The following is a 17,328-nucleotide window of genomic DNA, read 5'->3' on the forward strand; positions in this document are numbered from 1 at the left end:
TTTGGCTAAACCACTGCCTATGAACGTGTTTGCTCTTTTTTTTAAAAAAAGCCGCATCAGTGGCTTATTCTGGATAACGCCTTTCTGCACATTGTTTGTTAATCCTATTTATTGTTTGGGACAATCAAATACCCGGGGTATTGAAAAAAAAGATATCCGCCGGGGGATGGTTATTGCGCAACCGAAGCAAAATTCCCGACAGGCCATCGAATTATATGGAACTCCTTTGGGAAGTTTGAGCTCGGTGCCAGGCATGCAATCCAGCCAGGCGTTGCAGCCTGAACTGGGGGTTTCATTTCCTCTCGGAGCCACTAAACCCAAACTTACCAAGGCCGATGCAGCGCGTGTGCTGAACACGCACAAACCCGTATGGGCCCTGGATTTGCATGTGAATGATTATATCCTGACACCGCACCATTTGCTCGACGGCCATGAACAGCAGGTGAGCAGCTTTGCTGCTATCCAGAATACCCGGAAGAACTGGAACTTATATGCGCTTTCGCTGGGGCCGGAGCTGCGCCTGGGCGGCGAGTCCTGGCTTGTGGGAATCCAGGCAGGCCCTGCACTGGTGCAGAACAAACCAGCGCAATTCCAGCAGGGCGATCCGGGCCAGAACACATTGTATCAGGATTATCATGTGGGCACAGATTTTCATAAGCTTCGGGCTGGTGCACAGGGGAATATTCGCCTGAAGTGGTACCCCTTTGCGCATTTTCCGCTGGGGCTGTATGTAAAAGCGGGCTATTTCTGGCAACAATCCTATACATTCCAGGTGAGAGAACGCGACATCTCAAAAGTAGATTTTAGTATGTCGCCCGATGAAATTCGCTATCAACTGAGCAACGGGCAAATCGCACCTTTTGTGGAGAAATCTTATTCCATTCCCCATAGCTTTTTTCAGGGCCAGATTGGATTATCGCTTTGTATCAAAAATAAGAGTTCACGATATCGTATGGAAAGCCCGCAAACAGGGCGACTGGTGATTAAGAACAAAAGTCCCCGGTATCGGGTGGAATCTCCCGGTGGTGCACCCCAGGAGGGAAAACAAGGTTTTCAGATTGTATTGGATCAGCCCAGGCCTCATGCTGTGTTTCGCAGTGCCGATGCCATACCGCCTTTCCAATGGCATGTGGTAGGCCAGCCCCCGGCCGACGCGCAGTATCTGCTGGAAGTGTTTCAGCTGAACGATCGCGGAGGGGTGGAACAACGTGTGGTAGGTGCAAGCGTACAACCCGGCCGTCCTTACCGGCTCACTGAAACAGAGCGCGCAGCCATGCGGCAAATCAACCGCAATACCTACTATAGCTGGAAGGTTACCGAAACCACCACGGGTACTTCTTCGGGTCAGCCTCTGTATTCCGTGCAGACGGCCAGTTGTGGCACGGTGAGCGATAGCATCCACATAGAATGCGATGGCTGGGACGTGCAATCGGGTTTACCCAAATATCACGTCACGATATGCCTGACCAATACCCCTACCAATGGCACTTCCGGATGCAATGCCACATATACCAGCCTGACATCCACTTCGGGAGGGAGCATCAGCAGTATCTCCACGCTGCCGCTTACCCTTACCCCCAATTCAACGGGCTGTCTTAGTTTTACCTATTCTCCTGCCAGCTTGAGTCAGACCAGCGCTACCTTTCAGCTGAATGGCAATTGGAGTGATCCATTAAACAATACCGTGAATATTCTCTCCCAGGATTCTCTGCCAGTTTGCATTTGCAGGGATTGCGACAGCATGGATATCCAAATCAATAATCCACAGGTGCAAATGCAAGCCACCAATCCGCATTTGTTTGACATTACGGGAGCCGTGCAGGTGACCTCTCATTCCATATATGCCCTGGAATTTTCCATTCAGTCGTTTTCTTTCACTGCTCAGCCGGGCGGCTGTGCAACAGTCGATAGTGTGGAGCATGATGGCATGATTGTGAGCGCGGGTACTACGGTTAATGGCGGCAGCTCCGGATTGATATTTGGCAATGTGCCGATAGGCAATCCCAATGTGTTCAAGCTTTTGAAGTGGGTGAGCCCCTCGCCCGTGCTAGCCAATACACCGGTACCATTTGATCTTGTGGTGAGCCTGCCTGCGGCCAGCAGCGGACTGGATCCTTCCTGTTGCCAGATTCAATATCAACTATGCCTGGAGGTGAAAGTGTACTACGATGCCTGCCGGTTCTGTACCAAAACCATCTGTTTGCAATTTTCGAACTCCACACCTCAAAAGCCATAAGCTATGAAAAAATGGGTTACTCGATATCTGCTGATTTTATTAGCAACTGTACAGCCCGTTTGGGTATTTGCTCAACAATGGCAGGCCAGCTGCAATTTGCAGCCGGGTCATCCGGTAACCGCCACGCTGGTGAGCAGCTCAGGCAGTCCGCTCGACAGCATTGAGTCGGGAAAAGATTTCAACCTCAACATCACGCTGCCAGGGCTGGGCAATCAAAATTGTTCCGGATATGTAGTGCAGATTCAGACTTCCAATAATATCACCTTAGGTACTCAACCCGCATCTACGCCGTACCCGTTTGGGCAGACTTCCTCCAATCCGCCCGTGTTCAGCAATCCATCACCTATTCCCACCACCAATGGATATGGGCTCAATATCCCCTTTCATTTTTTGCCCGGTACCACCTGCAATGGCGAGTTGGGCACATTTAAAATTATCATTAAAACAACCTGTGGCAACAAGACCGATAGCTGCGTACTGAATGTGTCGCTCAAAGCCATTGCCAAGAATTACTGGAAGGTAAGCAAACAGCGCGTGTGGGGCAATCTGTCGGGCGGATATGTGTTGTGGCGGATTGTGATCCAGAACACCAATCCCAATCCGGGTATCGGCGATTTGAATATTTACAGCGGCACCATCACCGATCAGATCACGGGTAGCAATATCATCAGCAGTGTTCCCGGAATTTCAGTAACAGGCCTGGGTACGTCCACCGCCAGTTGGAATACCGGTACCATCTCTGTGTACAATACTTATGTGATTTACGACGTGTGGACAAAAATGTGTGACCCGGCGGGTACCCTGGTGCAGAATTGCGTGAATTATAGTTTTTGCTTAGGTAAACCCACAATTTCTACCGGTCCTGCAAATCCCAATCCGGCAAACCCTTCGGCAAGGGAGATTACCCAACCAGATTCCACCAATACTTTAGCCAGACCTTTACCCACCTCACCGGCTGGTGGTCCTATTCTCATTCCTCCTAAATCTTTTTGTTGCGCTTCAGCCACAGGTCAGGCTTGTGATACGGTGACGCTGGTCAAAGAACCCAATTACGGGGTTTGCTTCAGTAAATTCAGACCGAACGCTAATTATATCAACTGGGCACAGGGCTGTGAGGGTTTGTATGTCATCCGGGCCTGTGGCAATTGTGGAAGCAATGTCCCGCTCGATTCACTGGTGATCCGTGATACCTTCCCGGCAGGTATACAGGTCACATCTATCACCGTAAGCTCGCCCGTGAGTGGCCAGCTGCAGGTGGGAAGTTCAACATTTCCCTTTTCAGGCGGCTCTCAGACTTATACTTTCAGCTCTCCCCCATCCGGATTTGTGTTTAGCACCACACCGGGCCAGGTCATCACCAATCAATGCGTGGATATCACCGTGAAATTCACCATCACAGCTCCTGCCGGTACCTTGATTCAAAATTGTGCGCACCTGAATTACACCAATGCCAGCTTTTCGGATACAGTGAACGCCTGTGGAGTGCCCATTCCTGGTGGACAGTATCATGGGGCAGCTACGGCTTGCGATACCTTCTATGTAAGGCCCCCTCAAGCCATTCCATTCATCAAAAAATGCATCCGCAACGGACAATCGTCTTTCAACGTAGGGGATGTAATTCCTTTCCAGATCGTCATCATCAACCATGGTCAGGCGCCCTTAGGGCCGGTGAATGTGCAGGATTTCCTGGGAAGTCCGCAAAACCTGCAACTGGTGCCGGGCAGCATCCATTATCAACATGGCATGGGAGCTTTCAACATTTATTATCCCTGGACCTGCTCGCCCAGCTGGTCTCAGCCTGATACTACACAACCCAGCTGGGTGAATTACACCGGCAGTGGCAATCAAAACCTGAGCTGGACAATCAACGGCATGCCCGGCAGTTGTTATCTGGACAGCGCTTATTATCTGGTAATCCAGTTCGATGCGGTGGTTTTGCCCCAGTCGTTTGGCAATGACACAAACACGGCTACGCTTACCGGTAGTGGCTGGAATATTTCTTCCGGTGTGCCGTATAATGTAATGCGGTTAGCTAAAATTGACGTGAGCAAAAAAGTGGGCGTGAACGGGCAGTGGGGCACGACAGGTTTTGTAAATCCCGGTCAGATCTTCCAGTATCAGATTTCTTTGTGCAATGTGGGCAGCGTGGCGCTGAACAATCTGCAGGTGTGGGATGCATTGCCGGGCTGTGTGCAGCTGCAGGGCTGCAGTGGGTATATACTTACCGCACAAGGACAACAGCAGCCTATTAGCGGGATATCTTGCTCAGCACCTAATTTCAATTTTCCTGCTTCGGCAACGATTCAGCCAGGCGAATGTGCTGTACTGATATTAAATGTCAAGCGCAACCCGCAGGATACCTCGGCCCAATGCTGCAATCCGCTGGCCAGGGGCAAAGGCACCACCACCGATGCGGTACATCAAACCATACAGGATGAAGATGGACCCGTGTGCGTGAAAAATAGCCTGTGCTGTGAACTGGAAAAACTGCAATGGCAGCTTCAGCCCATGGGTTTCACTACCACGCAGGCCAACTTCGATCTGTATCTGGCAGCCGGCAATCTGCCTATTCAGGAGGTGAACATCAGCTTGATGGATTATCATGTGCAGTACAGTTATTCGGATTGTAAGCCACCATCATTAGGTGATTCTGTCATGCACCTGACTTCGTCGTTAACCTCCCTCAACGGCAGTGCCGGCGGACCACTGGTGTTACAAAATCCGAATCCGCCCTTTGTCAACCAACAGCTCCAATGGTCGCTGGGCAACCCAGTGATGCTGGCTTCCGGCGTACACATTCCCATCTCCCTGGTTTTCCCGTCTGTGCTGCAGATTCCCTGTTGCACCAGCCGCGTGTATTTCTGCCTGTTGGTGGAAGTGAAAGATGTGGAATGCCGGATATGCCAGAAAACGGTTTGCGGGTATTTTAATATACCTCAAAAAAAGTAGGATATGAACGCTGCCGGGTTGCTTCCAAAGATGCTTGACTTTTGATTTGCAGGTGGTTTAATCATTTTCTTGTGAACGCTACCTATTTTCATAGGTAGCAATTTTATTTTTAACGACACTCTTGATGATTTGTTAATTTCATTATTTAAGTTTTTTCTTAAATAAGAAATTTATACTTTTGGGACACGTAAATTTAAACCTTAATCACTATGCGCAAGACAACTTCCTGTATTCGGGTATATGCGGATCCCCGGCAGATTGCCGATGGGAAGGCAAAGCTGCAACAAGCCGAGCAGCCCATTCAAACGTTGAGTCGCATTCTTGCTCTGTGCGGCAATGAAGTGCGACTGAAGATTTTGTATTTGCTGTACGCGGAAGAACAGCTTTGTCCCTGTGATCTGAGCGATATGCTGGGCATGAGCATTCCAGCGGTGTCGCAACATTTGCGCAAGCTGAAAGATGCCGGCCTGGTGCTCACCCGAAGGGCAGCACAAACCATTTTTTACCGGATTGCACCGGAGCATATGCCGCTTTTGCAGCCTTTTTTCGCCTATCTCGAAAAAACATCCACCGCTAATACTCAACAAGTCTTGCCATGAAAAACGTAAACAAATCGCTGGTTGGACTCACGGTATTGTCGGCTATAGCTGCATCGCTGTGTTGTATCACGCCTATTCTGGCCATTGTAGCCGGTAGTGCGGGACTGGCTTCTACTTTTTCGTGGCTGGCGCCGGCCCGACCTTATTTGATTGGAATCACGGTTGTTGTCCTGGGGCTGGCCTGGTATCAGCATCTTCGCAAGAAAGCAGGCCGGCGTGCCGGCATCATGACCGGAGAAACCTCCCCCAAGCCAGGCGATGTTGATTGTGCCTGCGAAACGCCGGGCCGAACCTCTTTCCTCCAATCCACATCTTTTCTGGCACTCATCACCCTGTTTGCCGCGCTGGCCCTAATCTTTCCTTATTATGGAGGTTATTTATTGCCTCAACGGCCTGCTTCACCATCCAGTCAAGGGGCTTTAGTGGCTGTGGCCCGCGATACGACTCAGGTACAACATGTGGTGATGTGGATCCCCTCCATGGATTGTGAAGCCTGTGCAAAAGGTATTGAGTATGAGGTGAAGCAGGTGCCCGGCGTGTTACATGCGAGGGTAAGCTATCCAAAAAAGAAAGCCTGGATTGATTTCGATCCCCGGCTGACCGGTCCGACGCAAATAGATTCGGTCATCAAGGCCACCGGTTATCCCGTAGAAAAACAGGAAGTCGTTACGCGATGAAGCGCTTTATGGTTTCATTTTTAAATAGGCTTGTCATGAAAACATTTCTCATCCCCGCTCTTTTATCCGGTTCCCTGCTGTGGGCAGCTCCCCGGCTTTGCCAGGATGCCCGTTGTGCCGGATCGCATGCATGGGTTTCTCAAAGCCAGTCCTTATTGGCAGCTGAGTTTACTCGCGCTATTCATACTTCAAACGATACCACCATTGCCGTTTTGCAGATCCATGGAATGGATTGTGCAGGTTGCGCTTCGATGATCCATCATACCCTGAGTAAGATGGCCGGCGTATATGCCGATGAAGTGAAATATCCCGGCAATCGGGCGCTGGTTCAGTTCGATAAAGCCCGCATCAAGCCGCCACAAATGATTCAGGCCATCCGGCAATTAGGCTATACCGCCACCCTGATTTCATGTACAGAAAAACACTAAACGATATTCACCATGGCTCAATCTGAAATACAGCATCAAACGGCACAGCTGGATATTACCGGCATGACCTGCACGCATTGTGCTGCGACCATCCAAAAGCTGCTCTTGCGTCAGCCGGGTGTTAGAGAAGCACGGGTAGATTATCCCACCGGCAAGGGCATCGTCGTGTTTGACCCCAAGCAGATTCGGCCCGAGCAAATCCAGCAGGTGATCGATCAGACTCCCTCCTACCGGGTAAGCCGGATGGATATCGGATTGTTGGTAAGTCCGAAGGAAGAAAATGGATACGATTACCGGCTTATCATCATTGGTGGTGGGTCGGCTGCGTTTGCGGCCGCCATTCGGGCGGAGGAGTTAGGCTTGAAAACCCTGATGATCAACGATGGCTTGCCCATTGGTGGCACCTGTGTAAACGTGGGTTGTGTGCCTTCCAAAACGTTGATTCGCACAGCGGAAGCCGCCTTTCATGCCCGGCACAGCTTTTTCGATGCCGTCAGGCCCCGGGGAGCCGATATTGATTTCCCACGGGTCATACGCGACAAGCAACAGTTAGTAGAAACGCTCAGGCAGCAGAAGTACCTGAACGTGGTACAGGATTTTGAACATTTGAAAATCCTTTCGGGTCATGCCCGGCTGGATGATTCGCACACGGTGGTGGTGGATGAAAAAATGCGATATACCGGAGAAAAGATTCTGCTGGCTACCGGCTCCAGACCCCGCATTCCCGATATTCCCGGATTAAAAGAGGTAGGTTATCTGACCAATCGTTCTCTGTTTGAGCTGGAAGAAAAGCCTGAAAGCCTGACCATCATGGGTGCCGGTTATGTGGGTTGTGAAATTGCCACGGCCTACCGGCGGTTGGGGGTGAAAATTCGCATCATCGAGTTTACGGATCGTATTCTGCGCAGCCAAACACCCGACATCAGCGAGGAACTCGCCCGGCACATGCAGGCTGAGGGCATTGAAATATGGCCCAATTTCCGGGCAAAGCGGCTGGAACGAAAAGCAGCGGGAATCCAGATAACCGGACAATTTCCTGACGGACGCCAGCATACCTTCCTGGAACCTGGTCACGTGGTGGTAGCCACCGGTATTCAGGCCAATGTGGAAGGGCTGGGACTGGAAGCCGTGGGTGTACAGCTGGCCGGCAATGGACATATTGCTGTGAATGATTTTATGCAAACTTCCGTGCCGCATATCTATGCAGCCGGAGATGTGGCCAACACCCCGGCGTATGTGTACACGGCGGCTTATGAAGCCAAAATAGCCGTCAATCATGCTTTTGCTGGTGGTCGGGAGGCTATTGATTATCGCGTGTTGCCCTGGGTGATATTTACCGATCCACAGGTGGCCGGTGTGGGGATGGACGAAGCACAGGCCGATCAGTTGGGCATTCCATATGAGGTTAGCAAGCTGTCTCTCCGTGAGATTCCGCGTGCGCTGGCAGCCCGCGATACCCGGGGTTTCATCAAGCTCATCCGCCACGCCGAAACGGATCAGCTGCTGGGTGCACGGGTGGTGGCTCCCGAGGGAGGCGAGCTGATCATGACGCTGAGCCTGGCCATGAAATATCGGATTCCTGTCCAGGAGCTGGCTGCCCAATTGTTCCCTTATCTGACCCTGCAGGAAGGCATCAAGCTGGCCGCACTCGCTTTCAGCAAAGATGTGCAGAAACTGAGCTGTTGTGCGAGCTAACTTGCGGGTGCTGTGTGATAGGGTTGTGAATTCAAATCAGTTTTTTTAGTTTGCCGGCTGATTTCACAACCCTAATCTGTTTACTTCATGCTTGCCACACAAATCTGCCAGAAGGACAATCGATTTTATTTTGTGGCTTATCCCGCCGAAGATTTGCTTCGACACGTCAAATTTGTGAGTCGTTTTTACGGCGAACAGCAGCAAGTACTGGAAGCATCCCGTGTATCGCCTCATGATGAGGTAGAGCAGTTCATTGCCAAAATCGAGCGGAGCGATACAGCTTTTCAACGTGAACCATCGCAACTAAAAATTCGGGCTATTGAGAATTTCTATGAGACAGCTGAAAGCCAGCCTCCTATACCCGGCACTGTCCTGTTATTCACCCGGGAAGAACTGATGTTTGAACCCTTATCCGGATTCGAACACATGGGCAACCTGCATGAGCCGCACGAGCCGTTTATTATCATTGATGGTCAGCATCGGCTGGCAGCGCTGCATTTTTACCTGCTGAAACATCCGGAAGAATCCCGCCATATGGATGTACCCTGTATCATCTTTGATGGACGTACGCAGGATTTTGCCACTGAAATGTTTGTGGTAATCAACAGCACACCCACCCGGATCAACAAGAGTCATCTGGTGGATTTGTATGAAAAAATTGCCTGGACTTCGCCCGACAAAAAACTTGCAGCGCGCATTGCCGATATGCTGTATGCAGAAGATGATAGCCCCATGCAATACAGAATCAATCGACTGGGTGGGCGAAGCAAGCAAAAGAAATGGATGCTGCAGGCAGAATTGTTTAATGAATTGCTGCGCTGGACAAAAGGATGGGAAGGTGATGGGCATGCATTGCGCCGGGAAGCTGCTGATCGGTATCGCATATTGCGCGATTTCTTTAAGGCTGCATCTTCAACATGGGGCGATGCCTGGGATCATGAACGATACATGGTTACAAAGCCCGTTACATTAAAGGCCATGATTCGGGTGGCTGTGGAACTGGTGCAGCAGGGTGATGCCTTGCCAGAAGAAAATCGGGTAGAACGCTGGAAGGCAAGACTGCAACCATGGGCCAATGAAAAACCCCGGTTCAGGATGGATGGGTTTTATGAGCGTTTTGCTGCGAGGGGGCAGGTGGAGCGTACCCGCCGCATCTTTAATGAGCTCTGGCGGTTGATTCAATGAATACATGAGATTCAGGATAAGGGGCTGTTTGTCCAATAACTGTGCACGGCCTTACTGTTGGTGCTTTCCGGCAAGGTAAGCTCTCCGCGCAAAGGCCTTTGCAGCAAGCAGATGATTTCTTCCGTGCTCAGATCCTGGCCCAGCAAAAACATGGTTTTGGTGATGGCAGCCTCAAACGTCATATCATAACCGCTCACTACGCCGATTTCCAGCAGTTTTTCGCTGGTTTCATAACGACCCAATTCCACGGATCCCCCGTCGCATTGCGTAATATTCAGGATGATTTTACCCTTTTTAATGGCTTTTTCCAGGCTTCGGATAAACCAGGCAGCCGTGGGCGCATTGCCACTGCCAAAGGTTTCCAGAATAATTGCCCGTGAATGCGGCGTGTTCAAGATGGCATCAACGGTTTCAGGGGTAATGCCGGGAAATATCTTTAATACGCTTACGTGTGGATCCAGCTTTTTGTGAAAGCGGATAGGTTCTGTGGGAGGAGGCAGGATGAATGGCTGATGGTATTTGATGGTAATACCAGCCTCGGCCAGGGGAGGATAGTTCATGGAATAAAAAGCCTCAAATTTTTCCGCATTGTATTTTTTGGTACGATTACCCCGGAACAGCTGAAAATCAAAATAAATGCATACTTCCGGAACGGCTGCATGGCCATTGATGCGGGTGGCTGCAATTTCAAGTGCTGTGATGATGTTTTCCTTTGCATCCGTACGGATCTGGCCGATGGGAAGCTGAGAACCCGTAAGCACCACAGGCTTGCTCAGGTTTTCCAGCATGAAACTCAATGCCGATGCGGTAAAGGCCATGGTATCCGAACCATGTAAAATCACAAATCCATCGTAATAGTGATAATGTTGTTCGATAATTTCCACCAGTTCCACCCATCGGTCGGGATGCATATTGGAGGAGTCAATCGGTGGTTTGAACGGATGCACGAAAAAATGATATCCCAGTCTGTACAATTCCGGCAAGTGATCCCGGATTTCTCCAAAGCTAATGGGTCGTAACGATCTGTTTTTTTCATCGTAGATCATGCCCACCGTACCGCCTGTATATATGATCATCAGTTTGGTCATCTCAGGCAGTAAAGTTGCTGATTTTATGATTAGGAGAAATGCAAATTTTCATTGCATTCTTTGGATGATGTAACTATCAACAGCCCGGAAAGATAGAGAAATACTAAATCAAGGATGGGCCTCGGCTATACCCAATTGCTGGAGTTCTGCAACGGTAATGGTAGGAGGCTCATGTTGCAAGATTTTGCCAGCCACACGTGTACCTACACGCATGGCATCAGCCCGGCTATGAAACACATGATGCCCGGGAATGGCAGGTATTTGATTCTGATAAATAAACGGGCGATTATTGATCCATATCTGATAGCCCCATCCCGAATCCACATGCATGACAATAACCTGCACGGAAAGAGAATCCTGTCCATTAGATAAGGCAGGATAATACGAATGGCGCAAGAAGGTATGCATGAATATGATGATGAGCACAACCAATGCCAGTGCGCCTGAGAAAGTGAATATGCGATATTTTTGGGTTGAACGGAAAAAGGATTCTTTTTCCCCCATAATCAGTCGTCTGTTGTATTATCCGGAACATTGGGCTGAAACTCGCGCAGGTCGTCGTATTCAATGAGACTACCCTGTGAAGGGGTACCAAGCGCAATGAAGCCCCGGTTTTTAACGCTAAACCCCACAGCGCCTACACGGGTTGGAAATTCAATATTGGTGCGCTGCAGCCAAAGATCTGTTTTCGGATCATATTGCCAGGTGGTATTGGTGTTTGAACCGGCCATACCGGTAGCAATGTAGGCGGTATCGTTGATCACAAAGGCAGCACCCTGTTGCCTTTCAATGGATGTATAATTATCATCGTAGGAGGCTGAGCTGGTGTTGGCAATATCTCTTTTGCGGATCCAGATATCTTGCGAAGGATCATACGCCCAGAAGTCGGCTACCAAAGACCCATTGTTAACACCACCCACCACATAAGCTGTATCGTTAATCACAAAACTCATGGCATACATCCGCTTGCTGCCGCCCAGACTGTTGTCTTTCAGCATCCATTGATCCGCAACGGGATCATATTCCCAGAAATCTTTCAGGTAATTCCCATCATAGCCGGTGGTGATATATCCCTTACCATTGAGTGCAAAAGCCACAGCTCCGAAACGGCCGTTGGTAGGCATGCTGGCCTTTTGTGTCCAGCTGTTGGTTGTTGGATCATACATCCAGCAATCGTTCAGATAATTATTACCGTCATAGCCTGTAGCCACATAACCTTTGCCATTGACACCGAAGCCCACGGCACCATTTCGGGGAGATCCGGGAAAATCAGCAATCTGGACCCAGCCGCCGTATCCGCCATTTACCGTAGGATCGAATTTCCAGAAATCAGACAGGCGGTTGGTTCCATCAAATCCGGTTCCTACATAAGCAGTGTCGCCGATTACAAAGCAAACAGCCCCGCTACGAGCTACGCCGTTGAAATCAGAACGCCGAATCCAGTTACCAAGGGTAACAGTTGAAGAACTGCTATGACAGCCTGCAAACAGCATGGCCCCCGCTAAAACGAAATATCCGTACAATAAGGTTGACTTCATGAACAAATGTGTTTATGATGGTATTGAATGAACAAATATGCAAGGTAAAGCAATTGCAAAGAAAGCGGCATTACGAAAATAAGAACGATTTCCCGAAGGAAACGTTGCGCAGAAGGTTGTTAATTTTTTGATTATACTCACGAATTGCATGTCCGCAAAAAATCAGGCGCAATAATACTAAAAAAACATGTTGTTGCATATCGGGAAATCATATTCATTTGATAAAATACTGCATACGATTGTGTTCCTTGCTTACAAGCCTGTTACAGCCTGCTTTTGGTGTAGTTTTCCAATAAAACATGATTTGCTTGTTTATGAATTGTTAAATTTCTTTCTAAAGGCCACGATAACCTTTTAAAAGATGTTCTTATTCAAAAGTGTGCCTGATGTATTAAATTACCGGGTGGACGGGCATGTCTGTGCTTTATCCGCTCCTGTGCTGATGGTTTAATAAGTAAGTCCCGGAATCAAAAAATAGAAAAAAGCAAATACCGAACCGATATCAGATGCTTGAATGGTATTTTGTTACTTTTGCACCATTGCCAAAATGTATGAAGTCATCACACGGTTTCGCCTTTCGCTGGATATGCACGCTTGCCATCGCCACCAGTGGCATGTGGTATCTGAGTTCTTGCAAAAATGATACTTCAGCGTTGGGAGGTACCTTTTTCCCTTCGCATACCAATGTACTGCAGATTGATACGCTCACGCCTCTGGTGGAAACAGTTTTTCTGGATTCCATTCCCACATCCGGTACGGGTGTTTCACTGGTAGGTACGTATAGTGATACGCTTTCAGGGACTATTGATACGTATAGCTATTTTGCCATTGGCGCGCCTGCTGTGAAAAGCATCACCAGCAAGGTGGTATTTGATTCCCTCTGCCTGGTGCTGAAGCCCAATCATTATTATCTGGGTGATACAACTTCGGTTTTTCACCTGAATGTGTATGCATTGACACGACAACTTGATTTGGGTACCCATGCTGCTTTTTATAATACCACGGTTTTTCCTTTTCAGCTTACGCCTTTGGCCAGCTGGTCGGGGAGAGTTTATCCCAATCGCAATGATTCGGTCTTGATTCGTTTGCCGGATCAGATGGGCATCAACTGGTTGAATGCCATCATCAACAATCCTTCTACTATCAACTCAGATAATGCATTTATCAACAACTATTTGCCCGGACTTGTAATCAAAGGATGGAACAATCAGCTTATTGTGGGTTTTGCAGCTAAAGATTCATCTACCTATATCCGTATGTATTATCACAATCAAACTGATGCCAAAACACCCCTTTATAATGATTTTCAGATTACACAAACAGGTTTGCAATTCAATCATGTGGATGTGGACAAAACTCAAACGCCTTTTGCAGGAATTAACAGCCAGCACAAGCTTATCAGTTCAGCTCTCACGCACCACTATGCTATTTTGCAACCGTTGGCTGGAACGGCCGTCAGGATTGGTTTTCCGGGAATGGATAATTTAAAACAAATTGGGACCTATTCACGCATATTAAGTGCAAAACTGATCGTCAAACCGTTGCGGGGCACTTATGCACCAGGGAATCCGCTGCCACCGCTGGTAACGCTTACCGAGGTTACCGATTATTACACCATTCAGGACAGCCTGTTTAATTCCAGTGGCAATTATCAACATGGTGATCTCGTGCAGGACTTTGCCTTCGGAAATTCTTACTATACGTATGATATTACTCCTTATTTGGTAAATCAGCTTAGCATCACCAATTTGAATCTGCGTACCCGGCTTATGCTGATGATTCCACGTCCTGCATATAACACTACATTTCAACGATTGATTGTAAATGATCGGCAAACCAATATGGATCCTATGCAGGTCACTGTTCAAATGCTTATCTATACGATTCGATAAATCCGCAAGGGCATGATGATGAGAAGCATACTGGCTGTTATATGTATTGCTGGCATCTGCTGCATGCAGGTATCTGCATTGCATGCACAGGTGAGACCTAATTTTCCTTATTCTTCATTAGGTATAGGTGAAATCAATTACAATACAGAAGGAATGTTGTCGGGTTTGGGCAATGCAACTTCTGCTGTGCGAAGCGATCAATATCCCAACAATGCAAATGTGGCCTCATTCAGCGGAATGCAACGCCAGCTGGCTGTGCTGGAGGCAGGTGCTACCGGCATCAGTGCGACTTTTAAAGACAACAATACCACTGCAAATGCCAGTTACTTCAGCATAGATCGGTTTGATATGGCTTTTAAGTTTAACAACTGGTGGGGATCAGGATTTGGATTGAAACCATTGAGTACAGTGCGTTATCAGATCCTGCAAACCCAAACTTACAATGGTGGTACGCAGTCCATCTCCACCACTATTCAGGGCACAGGAGGTTTAAACGAAGTATATTGGGGCAATGGATTCAAGATTGGCAATCATTTTTCGGCCGGCGTGAAATTGTCATACATCTTTGGCAACATTACCCGCAGTGAAATTGCGGGCTATGATGTAAACACACCATTGCTGACTTCCAGCGAGCAGGATTATTATCAGAATTTTCATGTTAGCTATGCTGCACAAATATTTGGTAAACTGGGATCTAACTGGGATTACGTACTGGCTGGCACTTATGCTCCTCATCAGTATTTGCACGCTCAGAGCCAGGTTACAGTAGTAAGTGGTATTGATACGCTATCTTTCAGCAATGCGCCGATTTCTGATTTCAGGCTGCCTGATCAATATCGGGGTGGACTTGCTTTTACTTATCAGCATAGCCTGAGCTTTATCCTGGATTATGCTTATGAAAAATGGGGCGATGCATCTACTAATGTAAATGCCGTACAGACGGTCAATAGCACCCGCTATGGTGCCGGTATCAAATATGAACCTGAACAAAATTATTCGATATACTCACGCGACTGGCTGCATCGCATCGTTGCCATGGGAGCATTTAACTATACCAAAAGTTATCTGCAAATCAATAACCAGCAGCTCAGGGATATCAACGTTTCACTGGGACTTGGTATCTACAATGCACCGCACACCCTGAACCTGAACCTGGGCCTGGAAATCGGCCAGCAGGGCGGGCCGGGAACATCCTCTACACTTATTACCGAAAATTATGTGAGGCTTCACATGGGTATCATCCTGCGTGATATCTGGTTTGTGAAAAGAAAATTCTACTGATCTGCCGGTTGCAGGGGTTCATCGCTGTGCATGGATAGCGCTTGGCTAATGCGTTTCTTCGCTTACCTTTGCTTACTTTTCAGAATATGCCTATGGAAGAAGTGAAGGCCAGCAACTTTATTGAAGAAATTGTTGAAGAAGATCTTCGCACGGGGCGCTGCCAGTCAGTACTCACGCGCTTCCCGCCGGAACCGAATGGCTATCTGCACATCGGCCATGCCAAATCCATTGTACTTAATTTCGGCATTGCTCAGAAATACGGCGGAGAAACCAACCTGCGCTTCGATGATACCAACCCCGAAACCGAAGAAACCGAATACGTGGAAGCCATCAAGGAAGATATCCGCTGGCTGGGCTTTCAGTGGGCACGAGAGCGTTATGCCTCGGATTATTTTGAACAACTTTATGAATTTGCCGTCAAATTAATCCGCAAAGGTTTGGCGTATGTGGATGACTCCAGTTCCGAAGAAATAGCCCGCATGAAAGGTACACCTACCGAACCGGGCATTGAAAGTCCTTATCGCAACCGGTCGGTGGAAGAAAATCTCCGCCTGTTCCAGGAAATGCGCGAAGGCAAATATCGCGACGGTGAAAAAGTATTGCGGGCTAAGATCGATATGAGCAGCCCCAACATGCACATGCGCGACCCTATCATGTACCGGATCAAGCACGCGCGCCATCATCGTACTGGCGATAAGTGGTGCATTTACCCCATGTATGATTTTGCACACGGGCAAAGCGACAGCATTGAGCGTATCACACATTCGATCTGCACTTTGGAATTTGTGGATCACCGGCCTTTGTACAACTGGTTTATTGAAAAGTTAGAAATCTTTCCTTCCCGGCAATATGAATTTGCGCGGCTGAACCTAACGTACACCGTGATGAGCAAGCGCAAACTGCTGCAGTTGGTTCAGAAAGGTTATGTAAGCGGCTGGGATGATCCGCGCATGCCCACGATCCGTGGCCTTCGCCGCAGGGGATATACGCCCGAAAGCATTCAGGATTTTTGTGAACGGATAGGTGTGCAAAAACGGGAAAACATTATCGACGTAAGCCTGCTGGAATTCTGTATCCGCGAGCATCTCAACAAAATAGCACAACGGGTCATGGTGGTGCTGGATCCCGTGAAGCTGGTGCTCACCAATTATCCCGGAGCTCAGGTGGAATGGCTGCCTACGGAAAATAATCCGGAAGACCCGACAGCGGGCACCCGGGAAGTGCCATTCACCCGGGAGTTATGGATAGAACGAGAAGATTTCATGGAAAACCCACCCAAGAAATATTTCCGATTGGCTCCCGGTATGTCGGTACGGCTGAAGAGCGCCTATATCATTACCTGCACCGGCTTTGAGAAAAACGATCAGGGTGAAATCACAACCATCTACGCGGAATATATCCCGCAATCGCGCAGCGGGCATGATGAATCGGCCATGAAGGTAAAAGGTACCATTCACTGGGTGAGTGCAACGCATGCCATACCTGTAGAAGTGCGGCTATACGATCGTTTGTTTGCAGTGGAAAATCCGGATGAACAGCCTGGCGAGTTTACGGACTATATCAATCCCAATTCGCTGCAAATTGTTTCCAGGGCACTGGCAGAGCCTTCGCTGGCCAAAGCCCGGCCGGAAGATCGTTTTCAATTTTTGCGGAAAGGATATTTCTGTGTAGATCCCGATTCTACAGCCGATCATCTGGTATTTAACCGCACTGTAACACTCAAGGACACCTGGGCCAAGGAAATGAAAAAACAATCCTGA

13 protein-coding genes are annotated in these 17,328 nt (G+C 48.6%); 10 read left to right on the forward strand and 3 right to left on the reverse strand.

What is annotated here, in order from left to right; genetic code table 11:
- Positions 1–19 precede the first annotated feature (19 nt).
- From BM367_RS07280 to BM367_RS07310, 7 genes are all read left to right on the forward strand, one after another.
- Positions 20–2,236, forward strand: a complete 2,217-nt coding sequence (locus tag BM367_RS07280; protein WP_092459378.1) for a hypothetical protein — start codon at positions 20–22, stop codon at positions 2,234–2,236.
- Positions 2,237–2,239: 3 nt separating this feature from the next.
- Positions 2,240–5,185, forward strand: coding sequence for a hypothetical protein (locus BM367_RS07285; RefSeq protein WP_092459380.1), 2,946 nt, complete (start codon positions 2,240–2,242; stop codon positions 5,183–5,185).
- Between the two features lie 209 nt (positions 5,186–5,394).
- A complete protein-coding gene (locus BM367_RS07290) occupies positions 5,395–5,784 on the forward strand; it encodes an ArsR/SmtB family transcription factor (protein WP_092459382.1) in 390 nt (129 codons plus the stop codon).
- A complete protein-coding gene (gene merTP, locus BM367_RS07295; protein WP_092459384.1) occupies positions 5,781–6,461 on the forward strand; it encodes a mercuric transport protein MerTP in 681 nt (226 codons plus the stop codon). The genes BM367_RS07290 and merTP overlap by 4 nt, the downstream gene beginning before the upstream one ends.
- A gap of 35 nt (positions 6,462–6,496) precedes the next feature.
- Entirely contained in the window at positions 6,497–6,889 is a 393-nt protein-coding gene (locus BM367_RS07300) for a heavy-metal-associated domain-containing protein (RefSeq protein WP_177224147.1), read from the forward strand.
- A 12-nt stretch (positions 6,890–6,901) separates the two neighbouring features.
- Complete coding sequence (merA, locus tag BM367_RS07305) at positions 6,902–8,584, forward strand: mercury(II) reductase (RefSeq protein WP_222842588.1); 1,683 nt, start codon at positions 6,902–6,904, stop codon at positions 8,582–8,584.
- 87 nt (positions 8,585–8,671) lie between these two features.
- The gene (locus tag BM367_RS07310) at positions 8,672–9,769 is read left to right on the forward strand and encodes a DGQHR domain-containing protein (protein WP_092459388.1); all 1,098 of its coding nucleotides are present in this window, start codon (positions 8,672–8,674) and stop codon (positions 9,767–9,769) included.
- An 11-nt stretch (positions 9,770–9,780) separates the two neighbouring features.
- Here BM367_RS07310 and BM367_RS07315 read toward each other — a convergent pair whose 3' ends face one another.
- The 3 genes from BM367_RS07315 to BM367_RS07325 all read right to left on the reverse strand — a co-directional run bounded on the left by BM367_RS07315 (position 9,781) and on the right by BM367_RS07325 (position 12,395).
- Positions 9,781–10,845, reverse strand: a complete 1,065-nt coding sequence (locus tag BM367_RS07315; protein WP_245759927.1) for an asparaginase — start codon at positions 10,843–10,845, stop codon at positions 9,781–9,783.
- A gap of 120 nt (positions 10,846–10,965) precedes the next feature.
- On the reverse strand, positions 10,966–11,361 hold the full coding sequence (locus tag BM367_RS07320) for a DUF4907 domain-containing protein (RefSeq protein ID WP_092459392.1): 396 nt from the start codon (positions 11,359–11,361) through the stop codon (positions 10,966–10,968).
- A gap of 2 nt (positions 11,362–11,363) precedes the next feature.
- Positions 11,364–12,395 (reverse strand): Kelch repeat-containing protein, encoded by a 1,032-nt coding sequence (locus tag BM367_RS07325; RefSeq protein WP_092459394.1) that lies wholly within the window; start codon positions 12,393–12,395, stop codon positions 11,364–11,366.
- 551 nt (positions 12,396–12,946) lie between these two features.
- Here BM367_RS07325 and BM367_RS07330 point away from each other — a divergent pair.
- Genes BM367_RS07330 through BM367_RS07340 form a run of 3 tightly spaced genes read left to right on the forward strand, consistent with a single transcriptional unit; the run spans position 12,947 to position 17,328 of the window.
- A complete protein-coding gene (locus BM367_RS07330; protein ID WP_177224148.1) occupies positions 12,947–14,287 on the forward strand; it encodes a DUF4270 family protein in 1,341 nt (446 codons plus the stop codon).
- Between the two features lie 12 nt (positions 14,288–14,299).
- Positions 14,300–15,568 carry a BamG family beta-barrel-assembly machinery protein gene (locus BM367_RS07335; protein ID WP_143103981.1) on the forward strand — a complete coding sequence of 423 codons (1,269 nt, stop codon included), beginning with the start codon at positions 14,300–14,302 and terminating at the stop codon, positions 15,566–15,568.
- Positions 15,569–15,609: 41 nt separating this feature from the next.
- Positions 15,610–17,328 carry a glutamine--tRNA ligase/YqeY domain fusion protein gene (locus BM367_RS07340; RefSeq protein WP_245759928.1) on the forward strand — a complete coding sequence of 573 codons (1,719 nt, stop codon included), beginning with the start codon at positions 15,610–15,612 and terminating at the stop codon, positions 17,326–17,328.

The sequence above is a fragment of the Thermoflavifilum thermophilum genome (assembly GCF_900116565.1).
Lineage (GTDB): Bacteria > Bacteroidota > Bacteroidia > Chitinophagales > Chitinophagaceae > Thermoflavifilum > Thermoflavifilum thermophilum.

What these genes read in the sequence shown, in the direction of transcription:
- BM367_RS07280 (WP_092459378.1), top strand. Translation starts at nt 20, where the DNA reads ATGAACGTGTTTGCTCTTTTTTTTAAAAAAAGCCGCATCAGTGGCTTA.
- BM367_RS07310 (WP_092459388.1), top strand. Translation starts at nt 8,672, where the DNA reads ATGCTTGCCACACAAATCTGCCAGAAGGACAATCGATTTTATTTTGTG.
- BM367_RS07300 (WP_177224147.1), top strand. Translation starts at nt 6,497, where the DNA reads ATGAAAACATTTCTCATCCCCGCTCTTTTATCCGGTTCCCTGCTGTGG.
- BM367_RS07315 (WP_245759927.1), bottom strand. Translation starts at nt 10,845, where the DNA reads ATGATCATATATACAGGCGGTACGGTGGGCATGATCTACGATGAAAAA.
- BM367_RS07285 (WP_092459380.1), top strand. Translation starts at nt 2,240, where the DNA reads ATGAAAAAATGGGTTACTCGATATCTGCTGATTTTATTAGCAACTGTA.
- BM367_RS07320 (WP_092459392.1), bottom strand. Translation starts at nt 11,361, where the DNA reads ATGGGGGAAAAAGAATCCTTTTTCCGTTCAACCCAAAAATATCGCATA.
- BM367_RS07290 (WP_092459382.1), top strand. Translation starts at nt 5,395, where the DNA reads ATGCGCAAGACAACTTCCTGTATTCGGGTATATGCGGATCCCCGGCAG.
- BM367_RS07335 (WP_143103981.1), top strand. Translation starts at nt 14,300, where the DNA reads ATGATGATGAGAAGCATACTGGCTGTTATATGTATTGCTGGCATCTGC.
- merTP (WP_092459384.1), top strand. Translation starts at nt 5,781, where the DNA reads ATGAAAAACGTAAACAAATCGCTGGTTGGACTCACGGTATTGTCGGCT.
- BM367_RS07330 (WP_177224148.1), top strand. Translation starts at nt 12,947, where the DNA reads ATGAAGTCATCACACGGTTTCGCCTTTCGCTGGATATGCACGCTTGCC.
- merA (WP_222842588.1), top strand. Translation starts at nt 6,902, where the DNA reads ATGGCTCAATCTGAAATACAGCATCAAACGGCACAGCTGGATATTACC.
- BM367_RS07325 (WP_092459394.1), bottom strand. Translation starts at nt 12,395, where the DNA reads ATGAAGTCAACCTTATTGTACGGATATTTCGTTTTAGCGGGGGCCATG.